We start from the raw sequence: 19,942 nt of genomic DNA on the forward strand, positions 1-19,942 counted from the left end.
GCCTCCTTGGCGTCAACGATGGTCCGGAACAGGTTTGTCTTGGCTCGTCCCGTTACCTTGTCGTGGCGAAAAAGAGGATGTTTGGATCCGGGGATCCAAATAACCGTCTCTATCATACAGCGCATGCGGTTGAGCTTCAACCATCAGCGTACGTCTTCTCGTTCCGCAGCAGGCGAGTCGTTCGCGGGTGGGGATTGCTGAGGTGCATCTCCACGTGACTGAATGGTACGAGCTTCATGACTACGACGTTGTGGTCATCGGCGCGGGGGGCGCAGGCCTGCGCGCCGCGATTGCGGCCGCCGAGGGCGGCGTAACGGTCGGCGTCATCTGCAAGTCCCTGCTCGGCAAAGCGCACACCGTGATGGCTGAAGGCGGCATCGCCGCCGCGCTCGGCACTGTGGATCCCGCGGACACATGGCAAGTCCACTTTGCGGACACGATGCGTGCGGGCCAGGGGATTAACGATTGCAGGATGGTCGCGCTTCTGGCCCGCGAAGCCCCGGATCGCATCTATGAGCTCGAACGATGGGGCGGGGTGTTCGACCGGACTCGGGACGGACGAATCTTGCAGCGCTGGCTCGGGGCCCACACGTACCGGAGGCTCTGCCACGTCGGCGACCGAACCGGCCTCGAAATCATTCGTACGCTGCAAGACAAGGCCGTCCACAGCGGGGTCGACGTGCATATGGAGGTCACGCTTACCCGTCTGCTTACCGACGGCGAACAGATCGCCGGCGCCTTCGGGTACCGGCGCGCGGACGGGCGGTATGTCGTGTTCAAGGCCAAGGCCGTTATTCTTGCCACGGGAGGGTGGGGAAAGGTTTTCAAGGTTACCAGTAATTCCTGGGAGTGCACGGGGGACGGTTGCGCGATGGCGTACGACGCCGGGGCGGAACTGGTGGACATGGAGATGGTGCAGTTCCATCCGACGGGCATGGTTTGGCCGCCAGGCGTCCGCGGCATCCTTGTCACAGAGGCGGTCCGGGGCGAGGGGGGTATCCTTCTGAACGCCCGTGGAGAGCGCTTCATGGAGCGGTACGACCCGAAGAAGATGGAGCTTTCGAGCCGCGACGTCGTCGCGCGGTCTATTTATCAGGAAGTACAGGCCGGGCGGGGCACGCCACACGGCGGCGCCTACCTGGATATCAGTCACCGCGACGCCGAGTTTATCAAGAAGAAGCTACCGAGCATGTACGAGCAGTTTCTGAAGCTGGCGGACATCGACATCACGAAGATCCCGATGGAGGTCGCGCCGACCGTCCATTACGTCATGGGGGGCGTGTGGGTGGAGGCGGGCACCGGCGCGACGACTGTGCCCGGTCTCTATGCCGCCGGCGAGGTCGCAGCGGGCGTGCACGGCGCGAATCGGATGGGTGGCAATTCCCTGGCCGATCTCCTCGTGTTCGGGAAGCGGACGGGCGAGCATGCCGCCCAGTATGCAGAGAGCCTTAGGATCGTACCCGCGGTGGATGATCGCCAGGCGGCGGAGGAGCGCAGGGTGCTCCAGGCGCCATTCGAGAGGGACCGCGGCGAGAACCCGTATGAACTCCATGAGCAACTGCAGGACGTCATGGGCGAGGACGCCGGGATCGCGCGCACTGGCTCGACGCTCGCCCGCGGCCTCGAAAAGATCCTCGCACTCCAGGAACGAACGGAGCGGCTCTATGCCGGGGGATCGATGTTATACAACCCCGGCTGGCACCAATGCCGCGATGTGCGATTCATGCTCACGCTGTGTGAGGCGATCTTGCGCTCGGGCATCGCGCGCACAGAGAGTCGCGGCGCGCACTGGAGATTGGACTACCCCGACCAGGACGCGGAGTGGGGACGCAAGAACGTGGTCGTCAAACGTGAGGAGGGACAGATGCAGGTGACAACGCGACCGGTTCCCCAGATGCCGCCGGAACTGGTGCGACTCGAGGAGATGCAAGTGTAGGAACATGTCGATGCCCCTCTCTGCTGGACCTCTCGCGGGCCTCACGGTGCTCGATCTCTCGACGATTGTCTCGGGAGGTACTGCGACCTCCATGCTTGCCGACTTCGGTGCGGAAGTGCTGAAGATCGAACACCCTCGCCAAGGCGATCCGCTCCGGTCCTGGGGACCATTTATGGCGGGACAGTCGGTCTGGTGGAAGGTCATGTCCCGAAACAAGAAGTCGGTCACGCTGAACCTCAGCCTCCCGAAGGGACAACGGCTCCTTGCCGATCTCGCCCGGCGCGCCGACGTTTTGGTGGAGAACTTCCGACCTGGCACCCTGGAGAAATGGGAGCTCGGCCCCGATCGTCTCATGGAGATCAACCCGAGGCTCGTGATCCTCCGCATCTCCGGGTTCGGCCAGACCGGCCCGTACAGTCACCGGCCGGGGTTCGGGACCGTTGCGGAGGCAATGAGCGGGCTTGTGGCGATCAGCGGGTTTCCGGAGTCATCTCCGCTCGTACCGCCAATCCCCCTGGCCGACCAGGTCTCCGGGCTTGTCGGCGCGATGGCCGTGCTCATGGCCATTCATCATCGCGGGCGCTCCGCCCGCGGCCAGGTCATCGACGTCAGTCTCTACGAGCCCCTGTTTCGGCTCCTCATCCCGTATGTGACCCAGTACGCCGCTCTCGGAATTCAAGCACAGCGCACCGGCAACCAGTTCCCGCACGCCGCGCCTCGCGACCTCTACCGGGCCCGCGACGGCGGTTGGGTCGCGCTCTCCGCCACCAGCCAACGAGTCTTCGAGCGCTTGGCCCGAGCAATCGGACGGCCGGAGCTTGTTGCGGATCCTCGCTTCAGAGATAATGCGGCCCGCGTCGAGCACCGGGAACCACTTGATGCGATCCTGGCCCAGTGGATGGCGGCGCGAACGCAGGACGAGATCCTCGCACAGCTGGAGGAAAGCGGCGCCGTAGCCGGTCCAGTGTACGACATTCCGCGTATCCTCCGCGATCCGCACTACGCGGCGCGAGACAATGTCATCGCCGCACCTGACCCGGAACTCGGAGACATCAGGATGGTAGGGATCATCCCCAAGTTTTCCGACACACCGGGAGGCGTTCGCGCCTCAGGGCCCCGACTGGGGCACCACAACGGCGAAATCTATCGAGAATGGCTTGGGTTGGGAGAAGAGGATCTTGAGCATCTCCGCGCCGATGGGGTCATCTGAGGGCGGCGGCCGTGATCCTATATTTACTAGTCTCGCCACGTAGGGGTCTAAGTTGTCCCCTCCCATTTTGCCGTGCTTCTATCGAAGTTTCTATAGCGGCAGGGGATGGGACCTCCCGTTCGTGAACCAGTTCCCTATCGCGGAGGTGAAGGGTAGATTGCTGATCCATCCATCTCATCTATCTCCAGGCATGATCGTGCGATTGTGAGCAACGAGTCGGCGGCAGATTTTAGGCTCGACCACGTGATCGTCTTTGTCGACAACCTTGCAGCAGCAGAACGCGCGTACGAGCACCTGGGCCTTCAGATTACATCGCACGCTGATCATCCTGGATTCGGAACGCGAAACGCCGCAACTGCCTTTGGGCTGGGATTCATTGAACTATTGACGGAGGCGCAGCCCGAAGATCTTCGCTCCAGTCGGTATGGGCGGCTATTTGTAGAGCGCCACGCACAGCGGGGAAACGGTCCCGCGGTCTTTGTGTTCAAGCCGGAACAGTACGAAGAGGTCATCGCGCGGTGTCGGGCTCGAGGCGGATTGTGCGAACATCGGCAAACTGGATACAGTCGGGGGCTCGATGGCATTGCCAGACAATGGGAAGCTGCTATGATGCCGGGGACGGAGCCCGTATATCTCGATTCTCGCCTTCCGGTGCTGGGGCGTCCCCGCACGTGGCCCGATAAAACCCCGGGCAATCATCCCATAGGCGCACTCCGGATTGATGGGATTGTTCTCGGGGTGCGGGATCTCGACGACACGGTCGAGTTGTACCGGAGGCAATTGGGGCTGGAGGCCTCACGCGTGTCTGATGCTGGCGGGGTGCGCGCGGCCCGGATCTCCCTTGGGGAAACTGGGCAGCAGGTAATCGTCGCGGCACCGGATCAGGCGGAAAGTGATCTCGCCGACCACGTCTCTCGAGTCGGTGACGGGATCTTTGCAATCGTTCTCCAGGTCGAGAGGCTGGAGCGTGCCGAACAGGAGTTGCGCCATCGCGGGATTGGGATCAATCGGATACCATGGTTGGACGATTTGCCCGTCATGGTTTCGGGGGGCGCGGCGGGGAGCCGGTTCGCGCTGACAGAGCAAAAGGTGCACGCGGGAGGGTAGGATCGCGGTGAGCAGCTGATGGCCCATCTCGCTGTGCGCCGGAGCTGGCAAGCACTGATCGTCTTGTTGTGGGCGTTGACGGCGGTCTTCTTTCTTGTTCGTTTAACGGGTGACCCCACGCTGCTCTACATTCCCGAGAACTCCACGCAAGAAGAGATCGCGCGTCTCCGCCATGCATTTGGATTCGATCGGCCGCTCTGGGAGCAATATGCTCGGTTCCTGTCCGGTGCGCTCCGTGGCGATTTTGGCGCCTCTCTCCGGTATGATCAACCGGCGCTCCCCCTGGTGCTCAATCGGTTACCGAATACCGCTGAACTGGCCCTCGCGACGCTCGTCATTATCGTTGGCGTTGGAATTCCGGTAGGGGTGCTAGCCGCCACACGGCGGAACTCCTGGTGGGATACTGGCTCTATGATCGCGGCGATGACGGGGCAGTCGTTGCCAAGTTACTGGCTCGGGATCATGCTTATCCTGCTGTTTGCAGTCAGACTCGGCTGGTTACCCGCCGCCGGGCGAGGGAATCCATTGAGCGTGATCCTGCCCGCGGTGACCCTTGCCGCGTATTCCACAGCCAGGCTTGCCCGAGTCGTCCGGTCCGAGATGCTCGAGATCTTGGGGAGAGAGTTTATTCGCACTGCCGAATCGAAGGGCCTCCGCCCGGTAATGATCCTGCGAAAGCACGCACTGCGAAACGCCCTCATCCCGGTGGTGACTCTCCTCGGTCTCGAGCTTGGGTTCCTGTTGGGAGGGGCGATCATCGTGGAGTCTGTGTTCGCGTGGCCTGGGGTCGGGAGCTTGGTGATCCAAGCGGTGAACAACCGCGATTACCCCGTGGTCCAGGCCGACGCCTTCCTCGTAGCGCTGATCTTCGTCATTGCCAACCTCCTGGTAGATCTGCTATATGGGGTACTCGATCCCCGGGTTCGTTATGGTTGATCGGGCCACGACCGCAGTCGTAAAACACCGGCGGCAGGCCCGGCCGGGCGTGCTGGCTGCCGAAGGTGTCTTAGGGCTGATTGTTCTTCTCGCGATCCTGCCAAATGCGTTTGCGCCGCACAGCGCTTTGGATCAAGACTTGGCGACCCGGCTGAGACCGCCGGCATGGTTGGCGGGTGGAAGCTGGGATCACGTCTTGGGTACCGATGCGCTCGGCCGCGATGTTTTGAGCCGTATCATCTTTGGCGCCCGGGTCTCACTCGCCGTCGGAGTCATGGCCGTCGTCGTATCCGGGGTGCTCGGCGTGGGCCTTGGTGTGATCGCGGGGTATTTCCGTGGTCACGTTGATGACCTTATCATGCGGGTGACGGAGGTTCAGTTGTCGTTTCCATTCATCCTTGCGGCCGTGGCGATCGTCTCGGTCCTGGGAGCCGGTTTGCGGAACATCATCCTGGTTCTCGGGTTGACCGGGTGGACCACGTACGCGAGGGTGGTTCGCGGAGCGGCACTCGCACTTCGCGAGCAGGAGTTTCTTGAGGCGGCCAGAGCGGTTGGCTGCTCCCACTTCCGCGTGATGCGTCGCTATATCCTCCCCAATATTATGGGTACCGTTCTTGTCTTGGGCACGTTCGCACTCGCGACGTTCGTCATCGCTGAGTCAGCCTTGAGCTACCTCGGCCTCGGGGTCCAGCCCCCAACGCCCACGTGGGGGGGGATGTTGGCCGACGGCTACCTCTACTTGAGGACGGCCTGGTGGATCACCACGTTTCCCGGGCTCGTGCTTATGCTGACCGTGCTCTCGATTAACGTCATCGGTGATTGGGCGAGAGATGTGTTTGATCCGCGCTTGCGGAACATACTGTGAATGGACTGGCGGTGTGGTGCCACACTGGCCACGAAACGAGCACGTGAGGGAGGGGAACGGTATGACAAGATCAGGAACGGTCGCTCGGTCGGCGGCGGCTGCGATGGTGGCGGCGGTGACCGCACTGTGGGCGGGGTTGGTCCCGCCGACCACGACGGCGCAGGCCGGGGCCACGGTGACCATTGCGCAGCCGGCAGATGCGATCACGATGGATCCTCAAAAACATGCGGTGGCGTTCACTGATAACGTTCTGGTGAATGTCTTCGAACCCCTGATCAGAAAGGATCCCTACTCGACCGATCCGGACAAGGCGCTGCAGCCGTGGCTTGCGGAGTCGTGGCGAGAGTTCGGTCCCAAGCGCTGGCAAATCAAGTTGCGGAAAGGCATCAAGTTCCATGACGGCGAGGAGCTCACCGCGGCCATCGTCAAGTTTAGCTTCGAGCGGCTGATCAATCCCGATACGAAGTCGCCGGCGGCGAGCTTGTTCGGGACGCTCGATCGCGTGGAAGTCGTCGATAAGTACACCGTCAACTTCGTCAACAAGGCGCCCGACCCGATCTGGCCCGCGCGGCTCGCGGGCGACCTCGATTTCGTCGTCCCGATGACTTACATACAGGACAAGGGCGACGCAAACTTTGCGCAGCACCCGGTTGGGACTGGCCCATATCGATTCGTCGAGTGGCGAAAAGGCGAGCAGGTCGTCCTGGATGCCAATCCAGATTATTGGAGAGGGGCGCCCAAGCAGATTCGTCGATTGGTCTTCAAACCGATCCCCGACGCTGCTACCCGCGTGGCCGCGCTTCAATCGGGCGCCGTGGATATCATTAATGAGCTTCCAGTTGCGCTGCTTACGACGCTCGAGCGCGACCCTCGCATATACGTGACATCGGCGGAGGGGTCCAGCGGACTGTTCTTTATCGGGGCCGACATGCGGTTCGGGGGACCGCTGGCCAATAAGAAGGTCCGGCAAGCCCTCAACTACGCCGTCAACGTGGACAGCATCATCAAGAACGTCATGCAGGGTCAGGCTGTGCGGACCCCTACGCTGGTGGGCCCATTCACGTGGGGCTACGCGGCACTCAAGCCATATCCATATGATCCCGACAAAGCGAAGCAGCTGCTCACGGAGGCAGGATTTGCCGGTGGGTTTGACGTGACGTTCAACGCGAGCCCCACTCGATGGTCGGAGGGGAAGGAAATCGTAGAGGCGATTACCGCCGATCTCAACAAGGTCGGCGTTCGCGCGAAGCTCAAGTACCAGGAATGGGCGACGTACGTGGACATGCTGTGGAGCAACAAGCCTCATGACCTGTACATCCGTACCTGGTCAACGGGAGACAAACTTGACGCCGATACGCCCATGTTCTTGATTCTCCGATCGGGAGTCGCGAGTTCTACCTACAGCAACCCTGAGGTCGACACCCTGCTCGACGCAGAACGGCGCGAGCTGCGGCCCGACGTACGGAAGAAGTTGTTCGGACAAATCCAGGAGCGCATCATGGAGGACCCACCCGCGGTCTTCCTCTTCGCTGGGAACGCGATTTACGGGGTCAACCGGCGGTTGCGTTGGAAGGCTCCTCACGACTACCGCATGTGGCTGACCGATCTCGCAGTGGTCGGGCGCTGAGGCGCGACGGCGGGGTCTCGGCGCCGCCGAGGAGGTAACGGTGCCTGTCGCCGCGGAGAGGACCCAGCCCCCAGCGGCGATGCTGCTATCCGACGAGACGCTCGATGCCCGGTTGCGGCGTCTCGCCGAATCGTCACGGGTGAGAGTCGAGCGCCTCGGACATTCGCACGAGGGCCGGCCAATCTGGGCCATCATCATTGGCATGGCCGAGACATTGGAACGGCTTCCGTACCACGAGGCTCAGAATCACCGGTTGGCAGGGCCGCGGGTCCGGTTCCGCACCCTTGAGGAATTCGAGATTGGATCGGAGGGACCGGTGCCTGGAGCCTCACAGACTAAGGTTTCGGTCCTCGTAGCCGGTGGTTCATTTGGATTTGAGGCCGCGCATGTGGAGGCCCTGGTCGAGTTGGCCGAATGCCTGGCAACGTCTTCCGAGCCCCGTGTCGAGCGCATTCTTGAACGGTTGCTGATCGTCATCATTCCGCTGATGAATCCTGATGGGCGCGCCGCCGCTATTGCGGAATGGCTGGGGTCCCCGTTGGCGGTAGGACATCAGGGCAGCGGGAACGCCTACGGGTTCCCGGTCAATCGGGACTTCTTCAACCTGTCGCAGCTGGAGACGCAAGCCGTACGGGTCGCAATCAATCGATTCCATCCCGTGGCGGCCTATGATCCGCACGAGGATATGTACCACTTGAGCCACACTCTGCCCTACGTGTGCTGGACGCCACCGTTCGCTCGACCCTACCATCCGGAGATCGATTCGAGGATCCTAGACTGCATCGGCCGCCTGGGTGGCGCGATCGCCGAGGAATGGCAGCGCCGCGGATTCAACTATCTGTACCATCCCGAGGGCGATCATGGGTTCCTATCACTCTTTCGGCTGGGAGGGCGGCTTCACTTGGATCTTTGCCTGCAGGGCGTGCCCGCGCTGATCACCGAAAGCGCTCGCAGGCCCGGGTCCCAAACCTGGGAGGATCGCATTGCCCAGAAAATGACCGCAGGCCTTGCTTTCCTTTCTGAAGTGGCAAGCCAATCCGACAGGTATCTGGCCGCCCGGTACGCCGTGAGGCGCGACCTGGAGACTCCCGATGCATTCGTACTCCCTCGGGCGGCAAACACGGAGGGTACTCTGGCGTCAGTGGTGGAACCGTTGTTGCAGCATCAGGTGCTCGTTTTTTCTGCGACCGATCCGGAAGCCGCTTATATCATCCCCACGCATCAGCCCGACGGCCGATTCGTACGCGCGCTGCTTAGCCAGGCGGCGTGGAACCATGTCGCGCTCCCTCCGCAAGTGGGGGCAACGTGCCTGCGGCTGTCGGCGCTGCCCGCGGAACAGCAAACCGGTTGGTGGCAGGCACAATTGGAACCAGTATTGAGCCTGCCGATACGGCACCACGGGCAGGCGGACGGCGGAGTGAGGCGGGAAGGGGTCGTCATCGCGAATGACGCTGAAGGGATCGCAGCCACCAACCGCTTGCTCAATCACGGTGCCGAGGTATGGCGTGTTTCCAGCGGCTGGTTCGGCGTCGTCGGGCAGCCCCGGGGAGTAGTTCGCGGGGTGGTTGGGGAAGCCGTTTCGGGACGCGCGGTTCCCGACGCTGGAGATCATCGAATAGCTCGGCCACGAATCGCGCTCTATGTGGGGCAAGGTGTGGACCAACGACATCACCTGCTCTCCGGTAGCGTTCGGTTTGCGCTGGAGCGGCTTGGGTTTCCTTATGTGCCGATCGAGGCCGAGAACGTGCGCGCCGGCGAGCTACGGCAGTTCCAACTGCTCATCGTGCCGGGAGGTTGGGGCCCGGAGATTGTCTACGGCTGGGAAGATCCAGAACCTCCCTGGCAGCGTCCCGGGACCCGCGACGGGCTCGGCGATGAGGGCCTGAGGGCGATCTACGCATTCGTGGAGAACGGCGGTCGGTATCTGGGCATCGGCTCCGGCGGCGGGATCCTCGCCTCGACCGAGTTCCTTGGCCTCGTGGATTCGGATCTTGTGGACGAGATGCTGGGGGAGGCACGCGCCTTCATCCAGGTTACCCAGGGCCATCCACTTTTCTACGGGGTGCGCTCATTTACAGACGAGAAAGGCAGCACAATACCAAGCCGGCTTGCCGTCCCATATTACTCGGAACCGTTCGCGGGTCTGCATGGTGGACCGATCTTCAAGGCCGGACCCCACGCTCAGGTACTTGCCGAATACGTTGCGATCGACGATCCGAAGAGCGTCCGAGAATCCGCGTATTTTGATGCGGAGGCACATACCCCCGCCATTCTCTACCAGCCTGTAGGACGTGGCTGGGCAGCTGTATTCGTCTTCGAACCGTATCTGCGGGGCGTCTGGCGAAGCACGCTTCCGCTTCTCGCCAACGCCGTCTTTCTGGCAGGCTTAGCCCCCTGATGAGCATCGTGATCGATGCCCACTCGGATACGCTGCTCTTTGTCAGTCGAGGGCTGTATCGCCTCAACGACGACAGCGCTGATGCCCAGGTCGACATCCCGAAGCTGCGGACGGGAGGGGTTACTGCACAAGTCCTAGCACTCTACGTCGAATCGGCGTACCAACGCGCGCCAGCTCACCGGACGTGCGAGCTCATAGACCTTGCCTATCGTGAGTGTGCGGCGGCCAGTTCCGCCATGCTGGTAGCAACGTCAGCAGCCGAGGTGCGGGCAGCCAAGACAACTAATCAGATTGCGCTTCTCCTCAGCATCGAGGGTGGGGAAGCGCTTGAGTGTAGCCTTGCGATGTTGCGGATCTATCATCGGTTGGGGGTCCGCCTGCTAGGACTCACACATAATCCGCGCAACCTCCTCGCTGATGGTCTCGACGCATCTGCCGCGCCCGGCGGTCTCACCCCGTTTGGGCGCGACGTGGTGACGGAAATGGAAAGGTTGGGCATCGTTGTTGACGTGTCGCACCTGGCGGAGCCCGGCTTCTGGGAGGTCATGGCCATGGCGGCGCGTCCCGTGATCGCCTCCCATTCCAAAGTCCGAGCAGTTGGGCACCCTCGAGGGCTATCGGATGAGCAGATCTTGGCGCTCGCAAAGACGGAAGGGATGCTCGGCATCAACTTGTATCGACTTCAAGAACTCGATGCCATTGTCGAGCAGATCGACCATGTGCGTGAACTTGTTGGGAGTGATTACGTCGGACTCGGCCTGGATTTCTATGGACGCGCTGAGGCTCCACGCGACCTTCAGGATATTTCGCAGTTGCCCCGCCTCTCCGACCGGTTGCAGCAGCGCGGATACCCGTCCAGGGAGATCGACAACATCATGGGGGAGAACTTCTTGCGGGTTTTCGGTGCGGTGACTGGCTGATCAGAGTGACGGAGGTGAGCGGTGAAGAAGATCGCATATCACTTGAACTGGCCCTCGTACGCACGAATCCCTAATGCCGTGAATGCTATCCGCGCAGGGAACTTGCTCTTCTTGTCGGGATGTTCCGCCGTAGATCCGGATGGGAACGTCGTCGGTTTGGGGGACATGGAGAAGCAGACGCGGCAGGCAATGGAGAACATGAAGGCGGCGCTTGACGCGGCCGGTGCGACATTCAAAAATGTCGTCCACATGGACACGTTCTATGCGGACCCCCGCCTCACGCAACAGATGATACATGTCCGCAGTTCCTACTTCTCATCGGAAAACCCATACACAACAACGGGCGTCCAGGTGGCGGGGTTCGGGAAGCCAGGGATGCTCGTTGAGATGGACGCAATCGCTGTCCTCGACGACGATCACGAGTAAGAAGGTTTGGTGATGCCTGTGGCGCCAAGCCGGGAGCGCGGAGAGGGAGGGGGTTGGATGACCCGTGAGTTTGCGGGGAAAGTGGCGATCGTTTCCGGCGCAGCGGCAGGGATCAGCAGTGTGATCCTCCGGCGGTTTGCCGAGGCCGGTGCGCGCGCCGTGATCGCCGACCTCGATGAGGAACGAGCGGCTGCCGCCGTTCAGCAGCTCACCGCGCAGGATCACGAGGTTCGATTCGTCCGCACCGACGTGCGAGACAGCGCGCAGGTGGACGCGATGGTTCGAACGGCGGTCGAACAATTCGGCCGGGTTGACATCCTGGTGCACGGCGCCGGGGTTGGCGTGCACAAGGACGTGGTGGACCTCACGGACGAGGAGTGGGATCTGCAGATCGACGTGCAGCTTCGTGGGGCCTTCCTGTTGAGCCGCGCAGTCGGCCGGCAGCTGATCGCGCAGGGACAGGGCGGCCGTATCGTCTTTATCGGGTCGACCTCCGGCAACAACGCGCGCGTGAAGGCGGGACCGCACGCCGCGTCAAAGGCCGGCGAGATCCAGCTCGCCCGCGTCATGGCCCTCGAGATGGGCCGCCACGGCATCACCGTGAACGTGGTATCGCCCGGCCTGACCGACATCGCCGGCATCTCGCGCTCGGTGCAGACGGCGGAATACCAGCGCGCCTTCGTCTCACAGGTGCCGCTGGGCCGCCTGGGCACGCCGGATGAGATCGCGGACGCCGTGCTCTTCTTCGCTTCAGATCGCGCCCGGTTCATCACCGGGCAGGTGTTGTGCGTGGATGGCGGGTACTCTGCAGGCAAGCTCGCGGTGCAAGGTCCTCACGTGGCCGCCGACTACGGGCAAAGAGGGGGGGGATAGGTAAGGACCCGCCGCAGCGCCCCTGTCCGGCCTGGGGGCAAACTGGCCCGTCAACATCTCGCTCACTCCTTCATGGCAAGCTATTCGTCGTCTGTGAAACATTGTCCAGGATTACATGGGCACGAAGTATAATTTTTCGGCGTATCCTGTGTTGAGCGACGTGTCCATCAGCAAATAGGCCGTGGTACTTCGAACGGGAGGGACCAGCATGTCACCCACCGCACCGGAGTGGCTGGTCGTCCATGCGTCCCACCTGATCGATGGGACGGGTTCTCCGCCCATCGAGCACCCCACCGTGGTCGTGCACCGGGGTGTGATTGACGCCATCCATGCCGGCACCGCTCCGCGAGGAGGGTGGCCCTCGGAGACGCCCGAGCTCGACTTGGCCGGACACACGCTCCTGCCCGGCCTGATCGATGCCCATGTCCACCTTGTGCTGCCGGGCGATGGGACCCCGTTTGAAGATTCCGTGCGGGAACCGGACGGAGTATTGTTGACGACCGCCATACGCAACGCGCAGATTGCGCTCCGGGCCGGAATCACGACGCTCCGGGACTGCGGCGGCATGCGCGACACGACACTCGAGCTGCGGCGGGCGCAGCGTCTCGGGTATGCCGTCATTCCCCGGTTGCATCTCTGTCGCTGTCCCGTCACGATCACGGGCGGCCACTGCTGGTATTTCGGTGGCGAAGCGGACGGCCCCGAGGGCATGCGACGCATCGTGCGCAGGTTGGCGAAGGCCGGGGTGGACTACATCAAGATCATGGGTAGCGGCGGCGGCACCCTCGGAACCTACTCGTCCCGGCCGTCATATACAGTCGACGAACTCCGCGCTGCCGTTGAAGAAGCTCATCGGCTCAACCGCCGTGTCGGCATCCATTGTACCTGTGCTCAGGCTACCCGGAATGCCATCGCCGCGGGGGCGGACCACATTGAGCACGCGATTTTCCTTGCCGATGAGCAAGGACATCAGCGGTTCGAGCCGGACGTCGCCGATGCGGTTGCGCAGCGCGATGCCGCAGTCACATCGACCCTCTGCGTCGGTCACTTCCTCGTGAACGCGCTCTCGGCAAGGGAGAACAGAACGCCGGAGGAACGATCCGCCGTGGAGCGGTGGCGGCCGATGAACGACGGCAACATGGATAATGTCCGCCGTATGCGGCAGGCCGGTGTCCGCTACGTCGCCGGGACGGACGCCGGCTGGCGCTTCACCCCATTCGATGGTCTGGTGACCGAGCTAGAGCTGCTGCGAGAGGCCGGTGCGTCTGCCGGCGGTGCGATCGTGGCGGCGACGTCGGCAGCGGCCGCGGCAATGGGAATCGCCGATGAGGTAGGTGCCCTCCGGGAAGGCCTTCAGGCGGATATGATCGCCGTCGCCGGCGATCCGCTCGAGAACCTGGCGGTCCTGCGCCGTCCCGCGATGGTCATGCTCGACGGCGCCGTCGTCATTCGGAACAGCTAGGAGGACAATGCACACCACATGCTGCTGAAGAATGCGACCGTTATCTCAATGACGGGCCCGAATTCGGCACCGAGCGCGCCAGCCGATGTGCTCATCGAGAGCGGCCGGATCACGAAGATCGCGGCGCAGATCCCGGTGCCCGCGGACGGACAGGCGACCGATCTTCGAGGCAGGTTTCTTTTACCAGGGCTGATAGACGCGCACTGCCACATCACGGCGAGTGGGGACCACATTGAGGTCGAGCTTGCGCACGATCCCCGGGTCCGCATCCTGCGGGCGGCCCACAACGCCACCATGACGCTCCTCGCGGGGATTACCACAATCCGAGATACCTGCGGGCTCGATGACAGCGACATCGTGCTTAGAGATGCCATCTGTTCGGGACAGATCATGGGACCCCGGATCGTGGCGTGCGGGCGGATGATCACGATGACGGGGGGCCACGGTTGGTTCTACGGACAGGAGGTGGACGGGCCTGACGCTGTTCGGCGAGCCGTCCGAGAACGCATCAAAGCCCGGGCGGATTGGGTGAAATTCATGGCCAGTGGCGGGTTCGCCGAGGAAGGGGAGCAACCAGCCTCCAGCCAGTTAGATCCGGACGAGCTGGCCGCCGGCGTCCGCGAGGCCAACAAAGCGGGGCGAAAGACATGTGCGCACGCACACGGAGCCCCCGCCATCAAGAACGTGCTCCGTGCGCGGATCGACTCGGTGGAGCACGCCTCGTTCATGGATCAAGAGGCGATTGACCTCCTGCTGGAGCGTGGGGCCTTTATCATCCCCACCTTCTCGATCTACTACAAGATGAAGGAGACGGGAGCCGTCCACAACCTCGCTCCGTACCTGATCGATCTGGTCAACCGATCGTGGGAGCTCAAGATCGGTCGGTTTGTCGACGCCTATCGAGGGGGCGTGCGCTTCGCGGCGGGGTCCGACAACGGCTCACCCGTGGCGCCGCATCCCGACATCGCCACGGAGCTGGAGATCTTCGTGCGCATCGGGCTCAGTCCGTATGAGGCCTTGAAGAGCGCTACCGCCAGCGCCTCACAGCTGCTGGATTTGCACAATGAGATCGGGACAATCGAAGTAGGGAAGCGTGCAGACTTGGTGGTGCTCCGAGACGACCCCTTGCGCAATATTTCCGCAGTTCGCGGTGTGGAAGCCGTGATTAAAGACGGCAAAGCCTACTGGGTCGACGGGAGCGATGATCGAGTGACGTTTCCAGCTAAAGTGCTCCACGCATAAGGCTTCGCCGGGCAAGGAGCGGAGAAGCACGGCACCAAAGACACATGAGCGAATGTAAGGGGTGCGTGATGAAAACGACGGCCAAGGTGCTCCTTGTTGGAGTGGTGGTCCTGACCTCCGGCGTTGGGGTCGGGGCGCAGGGGGTTCCTGCGGGCGACCCCGCGGTTGCCGTGCCCGTCAGCGGGAAGGTCGCGATCGTGAACCAGGGAAGAGCCAACACCCAACTCGTCACGATCCTGTACATAGCGGGTGCCAGTACCACGCAGCAGTATGACGTAGACGTCACCCTGCCGGTGCTCGGAGTGTCGCTTCAGGGCGAGGCATCCGTGCAAATGAGCTCGCGAGCCACAGGCGTCGTGGCCGTCGCGGATGCTCATGCAACAGGTCAGGCGCGGAGTGTTTCGCTGCATGGAGCCGCGGGGGACACGACGGTTTCCCTCAATGTGGACCAGCCGATGCATGGGTTCGGATCGTACGATCCGGCCGAGGCCACGATCCACATCCGAGGAACAGGCGGTACGGGCATGTTCGACGGCATCAATATCGCCGGCGAATTGAAAGGATTCTTCCGACCCACGGGGACGCTCTACCTCAGCTATCCTTCAACCGGCGCGGCCCTGAGCGCGGTGGAGCGCGGTCTGGCGCAGAACGCCGCCCTCACCGCCGCTCAGCGCCTGGAGGCGCTGGAGCAAGCCAAACAGGCGCTCGCGCAGGCCAAACCGGCGACCTTCCCGCCTGACGACGCCACCCAGGCGATCGTGACGTCGACCATCCAGCGCGCGGGTACTCAGGTTCAGGTGGTGCTTCGGATTGTGGTCCCCGCAGGCGATGCTCGCCAGATGGTGAAGGTCGTGGCGGTCGAGCCAAACGGCCTCGCCAGGACGGTTTACCAGGGCTCGCACGCCCCCGGGGAGGCGGTCTCCGCGCTGGCAACCGGCACACCCCCGTTTGTCGTGCAAGTGTACGTCGCCGGTACGCTGGCGAAGCAGATCACGGCGCCGGTCCAGTGACCGCGCCAACTTAGGTGCGCGGGATCGATTTGGCCAGATGGTATTGGCCGATCGCTCTGGCGATGTTCGCTGCGCGACGCGACTTGTGTGGCTTGCTGTAGCCGAAGTAATTGTCGCATACCACATCGATGAGGAAACGACTTGCGAGTTCATATGTGATTTGGATTGTGGCACGCAGGAACATGCGCTTCTCATCCTCCCGCACTGGCGTGCCCCAACCCTGCCCGTAGCCGGTCATCGCTGCATGAAATATGCCGACATCAAAAATTGCCTGCGGATCATCCTCCGCGGTCCGGTTGCACCACGAACGCATGCTATCACCGAGGTCGATTGCCCGAAAGTGCCTCATAATGGTGTCGAAGTCAATGATGCCGAACGCCCGCCCCGCTTCGTCAAATAGAATATTTGAGATCTTCAAATCACCGTGAATGATCTGCTTTCTCTCCGGCGCAGCGTCTGCTGTCAGGATGATGCCGGGCACGGTGGCCAGCACGTCCTCGGCAATGTGCCGCAGCGGCCGAGGCAGCTTGGCCGCTATGGCGCGGAGCTTGTCCAGAACGTACGCCGTGTCGTGAAAATGCTCAATGCTCCCCTCTGGCTCGAGCGAGAGATCGCGCAGGTGGCGATGCATCTCCCCCACGATACGACCCGCTTCCATCGCCGTGTCGGTTGATTCGATCGCATCGAAGATACGGCCAGGGATGAGGGGATACAGCCGCCATCGTCCGCCAGAATCGTCTCGCACCGCCGTCTGTCCGTCGATAGTTCTCATGAGATTGGGTACGCGCATTCCGCATTCGGCGAGATGCTCTGTGACGATGCGCATGTCCTCAAGTGCCTCGGTGGATACGATTTCATGCAGCCTTTGGAGGACGAATTCCCTCTCTCCCGACCCAACCCGATAGGTGTGATTGATCAGCCCGGTGCCGAAGCGTTGAACGCCCGTGGGAGCCGGGATGGGAAAGCGGCCGAGGATACTCCTGGGTCGGGGATGGTGACGGCGTCGTGCTCCCCGGAGGCTCACTTGGGGGAAGGCCCTTGGCTGATGGAAGTCGGGTGTGGAGCCTTCCGTTGGATGGTAGGCGAGAAATTGGTCGCGGACGATGATGAAAGCGTTGAGGGCATTTGTGCGCTGCGGCACCATTTGCCAGGGAATGACGATAGAGGATCGCCAGCGTCCTGAATCCTCAGGCGCAGAGGGGAGCCACTCGAGGGTCGGGCGAAAGTGCTCGTATTCATGATCGCGGATGCGCGGGGCGCGCTTGCAGAAGTCGAGGACAAGAAAGTGCCCGCCCGCGCCAAGTTCGACTTCAAGATATTTCCTCGAACCGACGATGAAGCACTCCACAACGTCGTACTGCCACAGATTCGCGACACGCGTGCCGGGCGGTTGCGCCGGGATGTTGGGTGAGACCTGGTGCGGCAGTACTGCGGTTATGGCCAGCCCCTCCGGAGTTGAGGACAACGTCACTGCCCCGTGGAGCCGCCTGTCGGGGCACGGCACCCCGTTCCAATAGTGGTCGATTTTTAGCGTCAATGCCTCGGGCGCGTGTGGAATGATCACAGCGCTCAGATTCTCACCTTTCTCACATCCTCAATGAGCCTGGTGATCCGAAGCGGTTGTGGACTTTCTCTGGTTGTGCATTTGCCACCTCTTCTCTGGCCCCCCTTATGCATGCGCGGGGCGTTGAGTGACACGGCGCGTGATCGCCGTGCCGGGGTGTTCGCAAGGGAGTCGTCAGCGTGCTCACGAAACGTCCTGGGCAGCGCTGCCTGTTCGATGGGGGGTATGCATGATGTCGATTCGGATCCTGACGGCGTGCGCACTAGCACTGGCGCTGGCGGCCGCCGGACCAACCATGGCCACCGGGGCAACCGCCTTGACGATCGATCTGCAGGGGGATCCGGCGACGCTCGACCCCGGGCGTCAGTATGATACCAACAGTTACGACGTCTACCGAAACATCTACGACAACTTTCTACACCGCAACCCGCAAACGAGCGCAATCGAGGCCTATGTCGCCACGGCGTGGAAGGCCGTCACCCCAACCGAATGGCACTTCACCATTCGCAAAGACATCAAGTTCCATGACGGCACACCGCTGGTTGCCGCCGATGTGGAGGCGACCCTCGAACGCATTCTCGATCGCCAGTTCAACAGTCCTCAGTACGCCAACTTTAATGCGATCGCGAGCGTCAAGGCTACGGGACCGGATGCGCTCACCATCATCACCTCGCGGCCGTACCCTGTGCTGCTCGCCCAGCTCGTCAACCTCAGCATCGTTTCCAAAGCATACGTAGCGGCCCATGATCAGCCGTACGTCAACGCGCATCCGATGGGGAGCGGTCCGTACCGCTTCGACGCCTGGCTCCGCGGCGACCACGTCACGCTGCGTGCGGTCCCTGGCTACTGGAGAGGCCGGCCGCAGATCGAAGAGGTTACGTTTCGGACAGTACCTGAAACTGCGACGCGCGTCGCCGACCTGCAGTCCGGACGGGTCCAGCTCGCGCTCGGCCTCACTTCTGATGACGTCAAGACAATCAAAAGCGACCCCAAACTCCAACTGCTCGGCGGGGCGACCGAACGTGTCGCGTACCTGGCGTTCAACGCGCTGGGACCGAGCCCGATGCGGGACGTGCGGGCGCGGGAAGCGATCGCACACGCGGTGGATGCCCCCTCGCTGATCCGGATCCTACTCGCCGGCTATGCCCGATCGGTAACCGCGCTCCTAACGTCCCGCCACTTTGGCTACGATGCGAAGATCCCGGGCTACCCTCACGATCTCGCGAAGGTGAAGCAGATGCTCGCCGAGAGCGGTCACGCGGGCGGCCTCACGCTCGTGTTTACCACCTCGCCGACCTACGACCAACGCATCATCCAGGCGATCCAGGGACAACTCGAGCAGGCGGGCGTGACCGTGAAGACCCAGTCGTATGACTTCGGCACCTATCTGCAGAAGATCCAGTCCCCCCAACACGACTGGGGGGACCTGCGCTACGGGCAGTGGTCGTGTTCCTGCCTGGACGCCGACGGCGTCATCTATCCGCTGTTCCACACCGGGAGCATCTGGTCGAGCTACAGCGATCCCGCCTTCGACAAGGCGGTCGATGACGCCCGCTCGACACTTGATGCGGCGGCACGGAAAGCCGCCTATTCGATCGCGCTGAACGTTCTCCAGCGGGATGTCCCCGACGTGCCGCTGTGGGAGGTCGTCGCGCTGTACGGGGCGGACCGGAACCTTCACTGGCATCCGACTGTGGACGAGCAACTCTTCGTCGCCGATATGGCTCTCGGGCATTAGACCCGGACGGTAGCGCGGGAAGACGGTCGAGCGAGACCATGGGACGTTTCCTGGCCGGGCGGTTGCTGCAGGCAGTTGCCGTCCTATGGGGGGTCTCGACGATCGTCTTCGTAATCGTCCGGTTCTCGGGCGATCCGGTGGCCCTGATGGTCCCTCAGGGCACGCCGGCAGACGTCATCGCCCAGATGCGGCACACCCTTGGGCTCGACCTGCCCCTCCATGTGCAGTACCTCCGTTTTCTTGCCGGGCTCGCGCGTGGAGACCTCGGGACCTCCTATGTTCAGGACACGCTAGCGCTGCCGCTGGTGCTTCAGCGGCTTCCATATACTATCGAGCTTACCGTGGCGGCGTTCGGGCTTGCCCTCGCCGTCGGCCTCCCTCTCGGCGTGGCTGCGGGCATTCGCCGAGGCGGGGCGTTCGACCGCCTCGCCCTGCCTCTCATCCTCATCGGCCAGGCGATGCCGTCGTTTTGGACCGGTCTGCTCCTCATCTTGATCGTCAGCGTTCGGTGGCACCTGTTGCCATCTTCTGGGTCTGGAACGCTACCGACATTAGTGCTCCCGTCCATCACGCTCGCCTGGCTGTCCCTCGCCACCATCGCGCGGATGAGCCGGTCGGCCGTGCTGGA

General features: G+C 62.6%; 16 protein-coding genes. 14 read left to right on the plus strand and 2 right to left on the minus strand.

What is annotated here, in order from left to right:
• Positions 1 to 187: 187 nt before the first annotated feature.
• Positions 188 to 1,936, plus strand: coding sequence for an FAD-dependent oxidoreductase (locus VFP86_20500; GenBank protein HET9002030.1), 1,749 nt, complete (start codon positions 188 to 190; stop codon positions 1,934 to 1,936).
• Positions 1,937 to 1,946: 10 nt separating this feature from the next.
• Complete coding sequence (locus VFP86_20505; GenBank protein ID HET9002031.1) at positions 1,947 to 3,146, plus strand: CoA transferase; 1,200 nt, start codon at positions 1,947 to 1,949, stop codon at positions 3,144 to 3,146.
• 795 nt (positions 3,147 to 3,941) lie between these two features.
• Here the strand turns inward: VFP86_20505 and VFP86_20510 are convergent.
• The gene (locus tag VFP86_20510; GenBank protein HET9002032.1) at positions 3,942 to 4,280 is read right to left on the minus strand and encodes a hypothetical protein; all 339 of its coding nucleotides are present in this window, start codon (positions 4,278 to 4,280) and stop codon (positions 3,942 to 3,944) included.
• Between VFP86_20510 and VFP86_20515 the strand changes: the two genes are divergently transcribed.
• The 10 genes from VFP86_20515 (at position 4,272) to VFP86_20560 (ending at position 16,012) form a co-directional block, all read left to right on the plus strand.
• A complete protein-coding gene (locus VFP86_20515) occupies positions 4,272 to 5,189 on the plus strand; it encodes an ABC transporter permease (GenBank protein ID HET9002033.1) in 918 nt (305 codons plus the stop codon). The genes VFP86_20510 and VFP86_20515 overlap by 9 nt on opposite strands.
• Complete coding sequence (locus VFP86_20520; protein HET9002034.1) at positions 5,155 to 6,054, plus strand: ABC transporter permease; 900 nt, start codon at positions 5,155 to 5,157, stop codon at positions 6,052 to 6,054. Before VFP86_20515 ends, VFP86_20520 begins: the two co-directional genes overlap by 35 nt.
• Positions 6,055 to 6,115: 61 nt before the next feature.
• The gene (locus VFP86_20525; protein HET9002035.1) at positions 6,116 to 7,681 is read left to right on the plus strand and encodes an ABC transporter substrate-binding protein; all 1,566 of its coding nucleotides are present in this window, start codon (positions 6,116 to 6,118) and stop codon (positions 7,679 to 7,681) included.
• Between the two features lie 40 nt (positions 7,682 to 7,721).
• Complete coding sequence (locus VFP86_20530; GenBank protein ID HET9002036.1) at positions 7,722 to 10,079, plus strand: M14 family zinc carboxypeptidase; 2,358 nt, start codon at positions 7,722 to 7,724, stop codon at positions 10,077 to 10,079.
• Positions 10,079 to 10,999, plus strand: coding sequence for a dipeptidase (locus VFP86_20535; GenBank protein HET9002037.1), 921 nt, complete (start codon positions 10,079 to 10,081; stop codon positions 10,997 to 10,999). Before VFP86_20530 ends, VFP86_20535 begins: the two co-directional genes overlap by 1 nt.
• 21 nt (positions 11,000 to 11,020) lie before the next feature.
• Complete coding sequence (locus VFP86_20540) at positions 11,021 to 11,425, plus strand: RidA family protein (protein HET9002038.1); 405 nt, start codon at positions 11,021 to 11,023, stop codon at positions 11,423 to 11,425.
• A 57-nt stretch (positions 11,426 to 11,482) separates the two neighbouring features.
• Complete coding sequence (locus tag VFP86_20545) at positions 11,483 to 12,298, plus strand: SDR family NAD(P)-dependent oxidoreductase (GenBank protein ID HET9002039.1); 816 nt, start codon at positions 11,483 to 11,485, stop codon at positions 12,296 to 12,298.
• Positions 12,299 to 12,506: 208 nt separating this feature from the next.
• A complete protein-coding gene (locus VFP86_20550; protein HET9002040.1) occupies positions 12,507 to 13,760 on the plus strand; it encodes an amidohydrolase family protein in 1,254 nt (417 codons plus the stop codon).
• 18 nt (positions 13,761 to 13,778) lie between these two features.
• Positions 13,779 to 15,002: an amidohydrolase family protein gene (locus tag VFP86_20555; protein HET9002041.1), complete on the plus strand. Its 1,224-nt coding sequence runs from the start codon at positions 13,779 to 13,781 to the stop codon at positions 15,000 to 15,002.
• A gap of 68 nt (positions 15,003 to 15,070) precedes the next feature.
• Positions 15,071 to 16,012 carry a hypothetical protein gene (locus VFP86_20560; protein ID HET9002042.1) on the plus strand — a complete coding sequence of 314 codons (942 nt, stop codon included), beginning with the start codon at positions 15,071 to 15,073 and terminating at the stop codon, positions 16,010 to 16,012.
• A gap of 10 nt (positions 16,013 to 16,022) precedes the next feature.
• Here the strand turns inward: VFP86_20560 and VFP86_20565 are convergent, their stop codons facing one another.
• On the minus strand, positions 16,023 to 17,576 hold the full coding sequence (locus VFP86_20565) for a phosphotransferase (protein HET9002043.1): 1,554 nt from the start codon (positions 17,574 to 17,576) through the stop codon (positions 16,023 to 16,025).
• Between the two features lie 229 nt (positions 17,577 to 17,805).
• On the opposite strand from VFP86_20565, the gene VFP86_20570 reads away from it, so the two are divergent.
• Both VFP86_20570 and VFP86_20575 read left to right on the plus strand, forming a co-directional pair.
• Positions 17,806 to 19,314, plus strand: a complete 1,509-nt coding sequence (locus VFP86_20570; GenBank protein HET9002044.1) for an ABC transporter substrate-binding protein — start codon at positions 17,806 to 17,808, stop codon at positions 19,312 to 19,314.
• 38 nt (positions 19,315 to 19,352) lie between these two features.
• Positions 19,353 to 19,942 (plus strand): ABC transporter permease (locus tag VFP86_20575; GenBank protein HET9002045.1); only part of this gene is annotated, 590 nt, incomplete at its 3' end.

The sequence above is a fragment of the bacterium genome (assembly GCA_035703895.1).
GTDB lineage: Bacteria > Sysuimicrobiota > Sysuimicrobiia > Sysuimicrobiales > Segetimicrobiaceae > Segetimicrobium.

Bases quoted from the DNA above. Each gene is read 5' to 3' on its own strand.
- VFP86_20525 (HET9002035.1), top strand. From the start codon at position 6,116: ATGACAAGATCAGGAACGGTCGCTCGGTCGGCGGCGGCTGCGATGGTG.
- VFP86_20505 (HET9002031.1), top strand. From the start codon at position 1,947: ATGCCCCTCTCTGCTGGACCTCTCGCGGGCCTCACGGTGCTCGATCTC.
- VFP86_20515 (HET9002033.1), top strand. From the start codon at position 4,272: ATGGCCCATCTCGCTGTGCGCCGGAGCTGGCAAGCACTGATCGTCTTG.
- VFP86_20570 (HET9002044.1), top strand. From the start codon at position 17,806: ATGATGTCGATTCGGATCCTGACGGCGTGCGCACTAGCACTGGCGCTG.
- VFP86_20560 (HET9002042.1), top strand. From the start codon at position 15,071: ATGAAAACGACGGCCAAGGTGCTCCTTGTTGGAGTGGTGGTCCTGACC.
- VFP86_20555 (HET9002041.1), top strand. From the start codon at position 13,779: ATGCTGCTGAAGAATGCGACCGTTATCTCAATGACGGGCCCGAATTCG.
- VFP86_20550 (HET9002040.1), top strand. From the start codon at position 12,507: ATGTCACCCACCGCACCGGAGTGGCTGGTCGTCCATGCGTCCCACCTG.
- VFP86_20510 (HET9002032.1), bottom strand. From the start codon at position 4,280: ATGGGCCATCAGCTGCTCACCGCGATCCTACCCTCCCGCGTGCACCTT.
- VFP86_20520 (HET9002034.1), top strand. From the start codon at position 5,155: ATGGGGTACTCGATCCCCGGGTTCGTTATGGTTGATCGGGCCACGACC.
- VFP86_20545 (HET9002039.1), top strand. From the start codon at position 11,483: ATGACCCGTGAGTTTGCGGGGAAAGTGGCGATCGTTTCCGGCGCAGCG.
- VFP86_20535 (HET9002037.1), top strand. From the start codon at position 10,079: ATGAGCATCGTGATCGATGCCCACTCGGATACGCTGCTCTTTGTCAGT.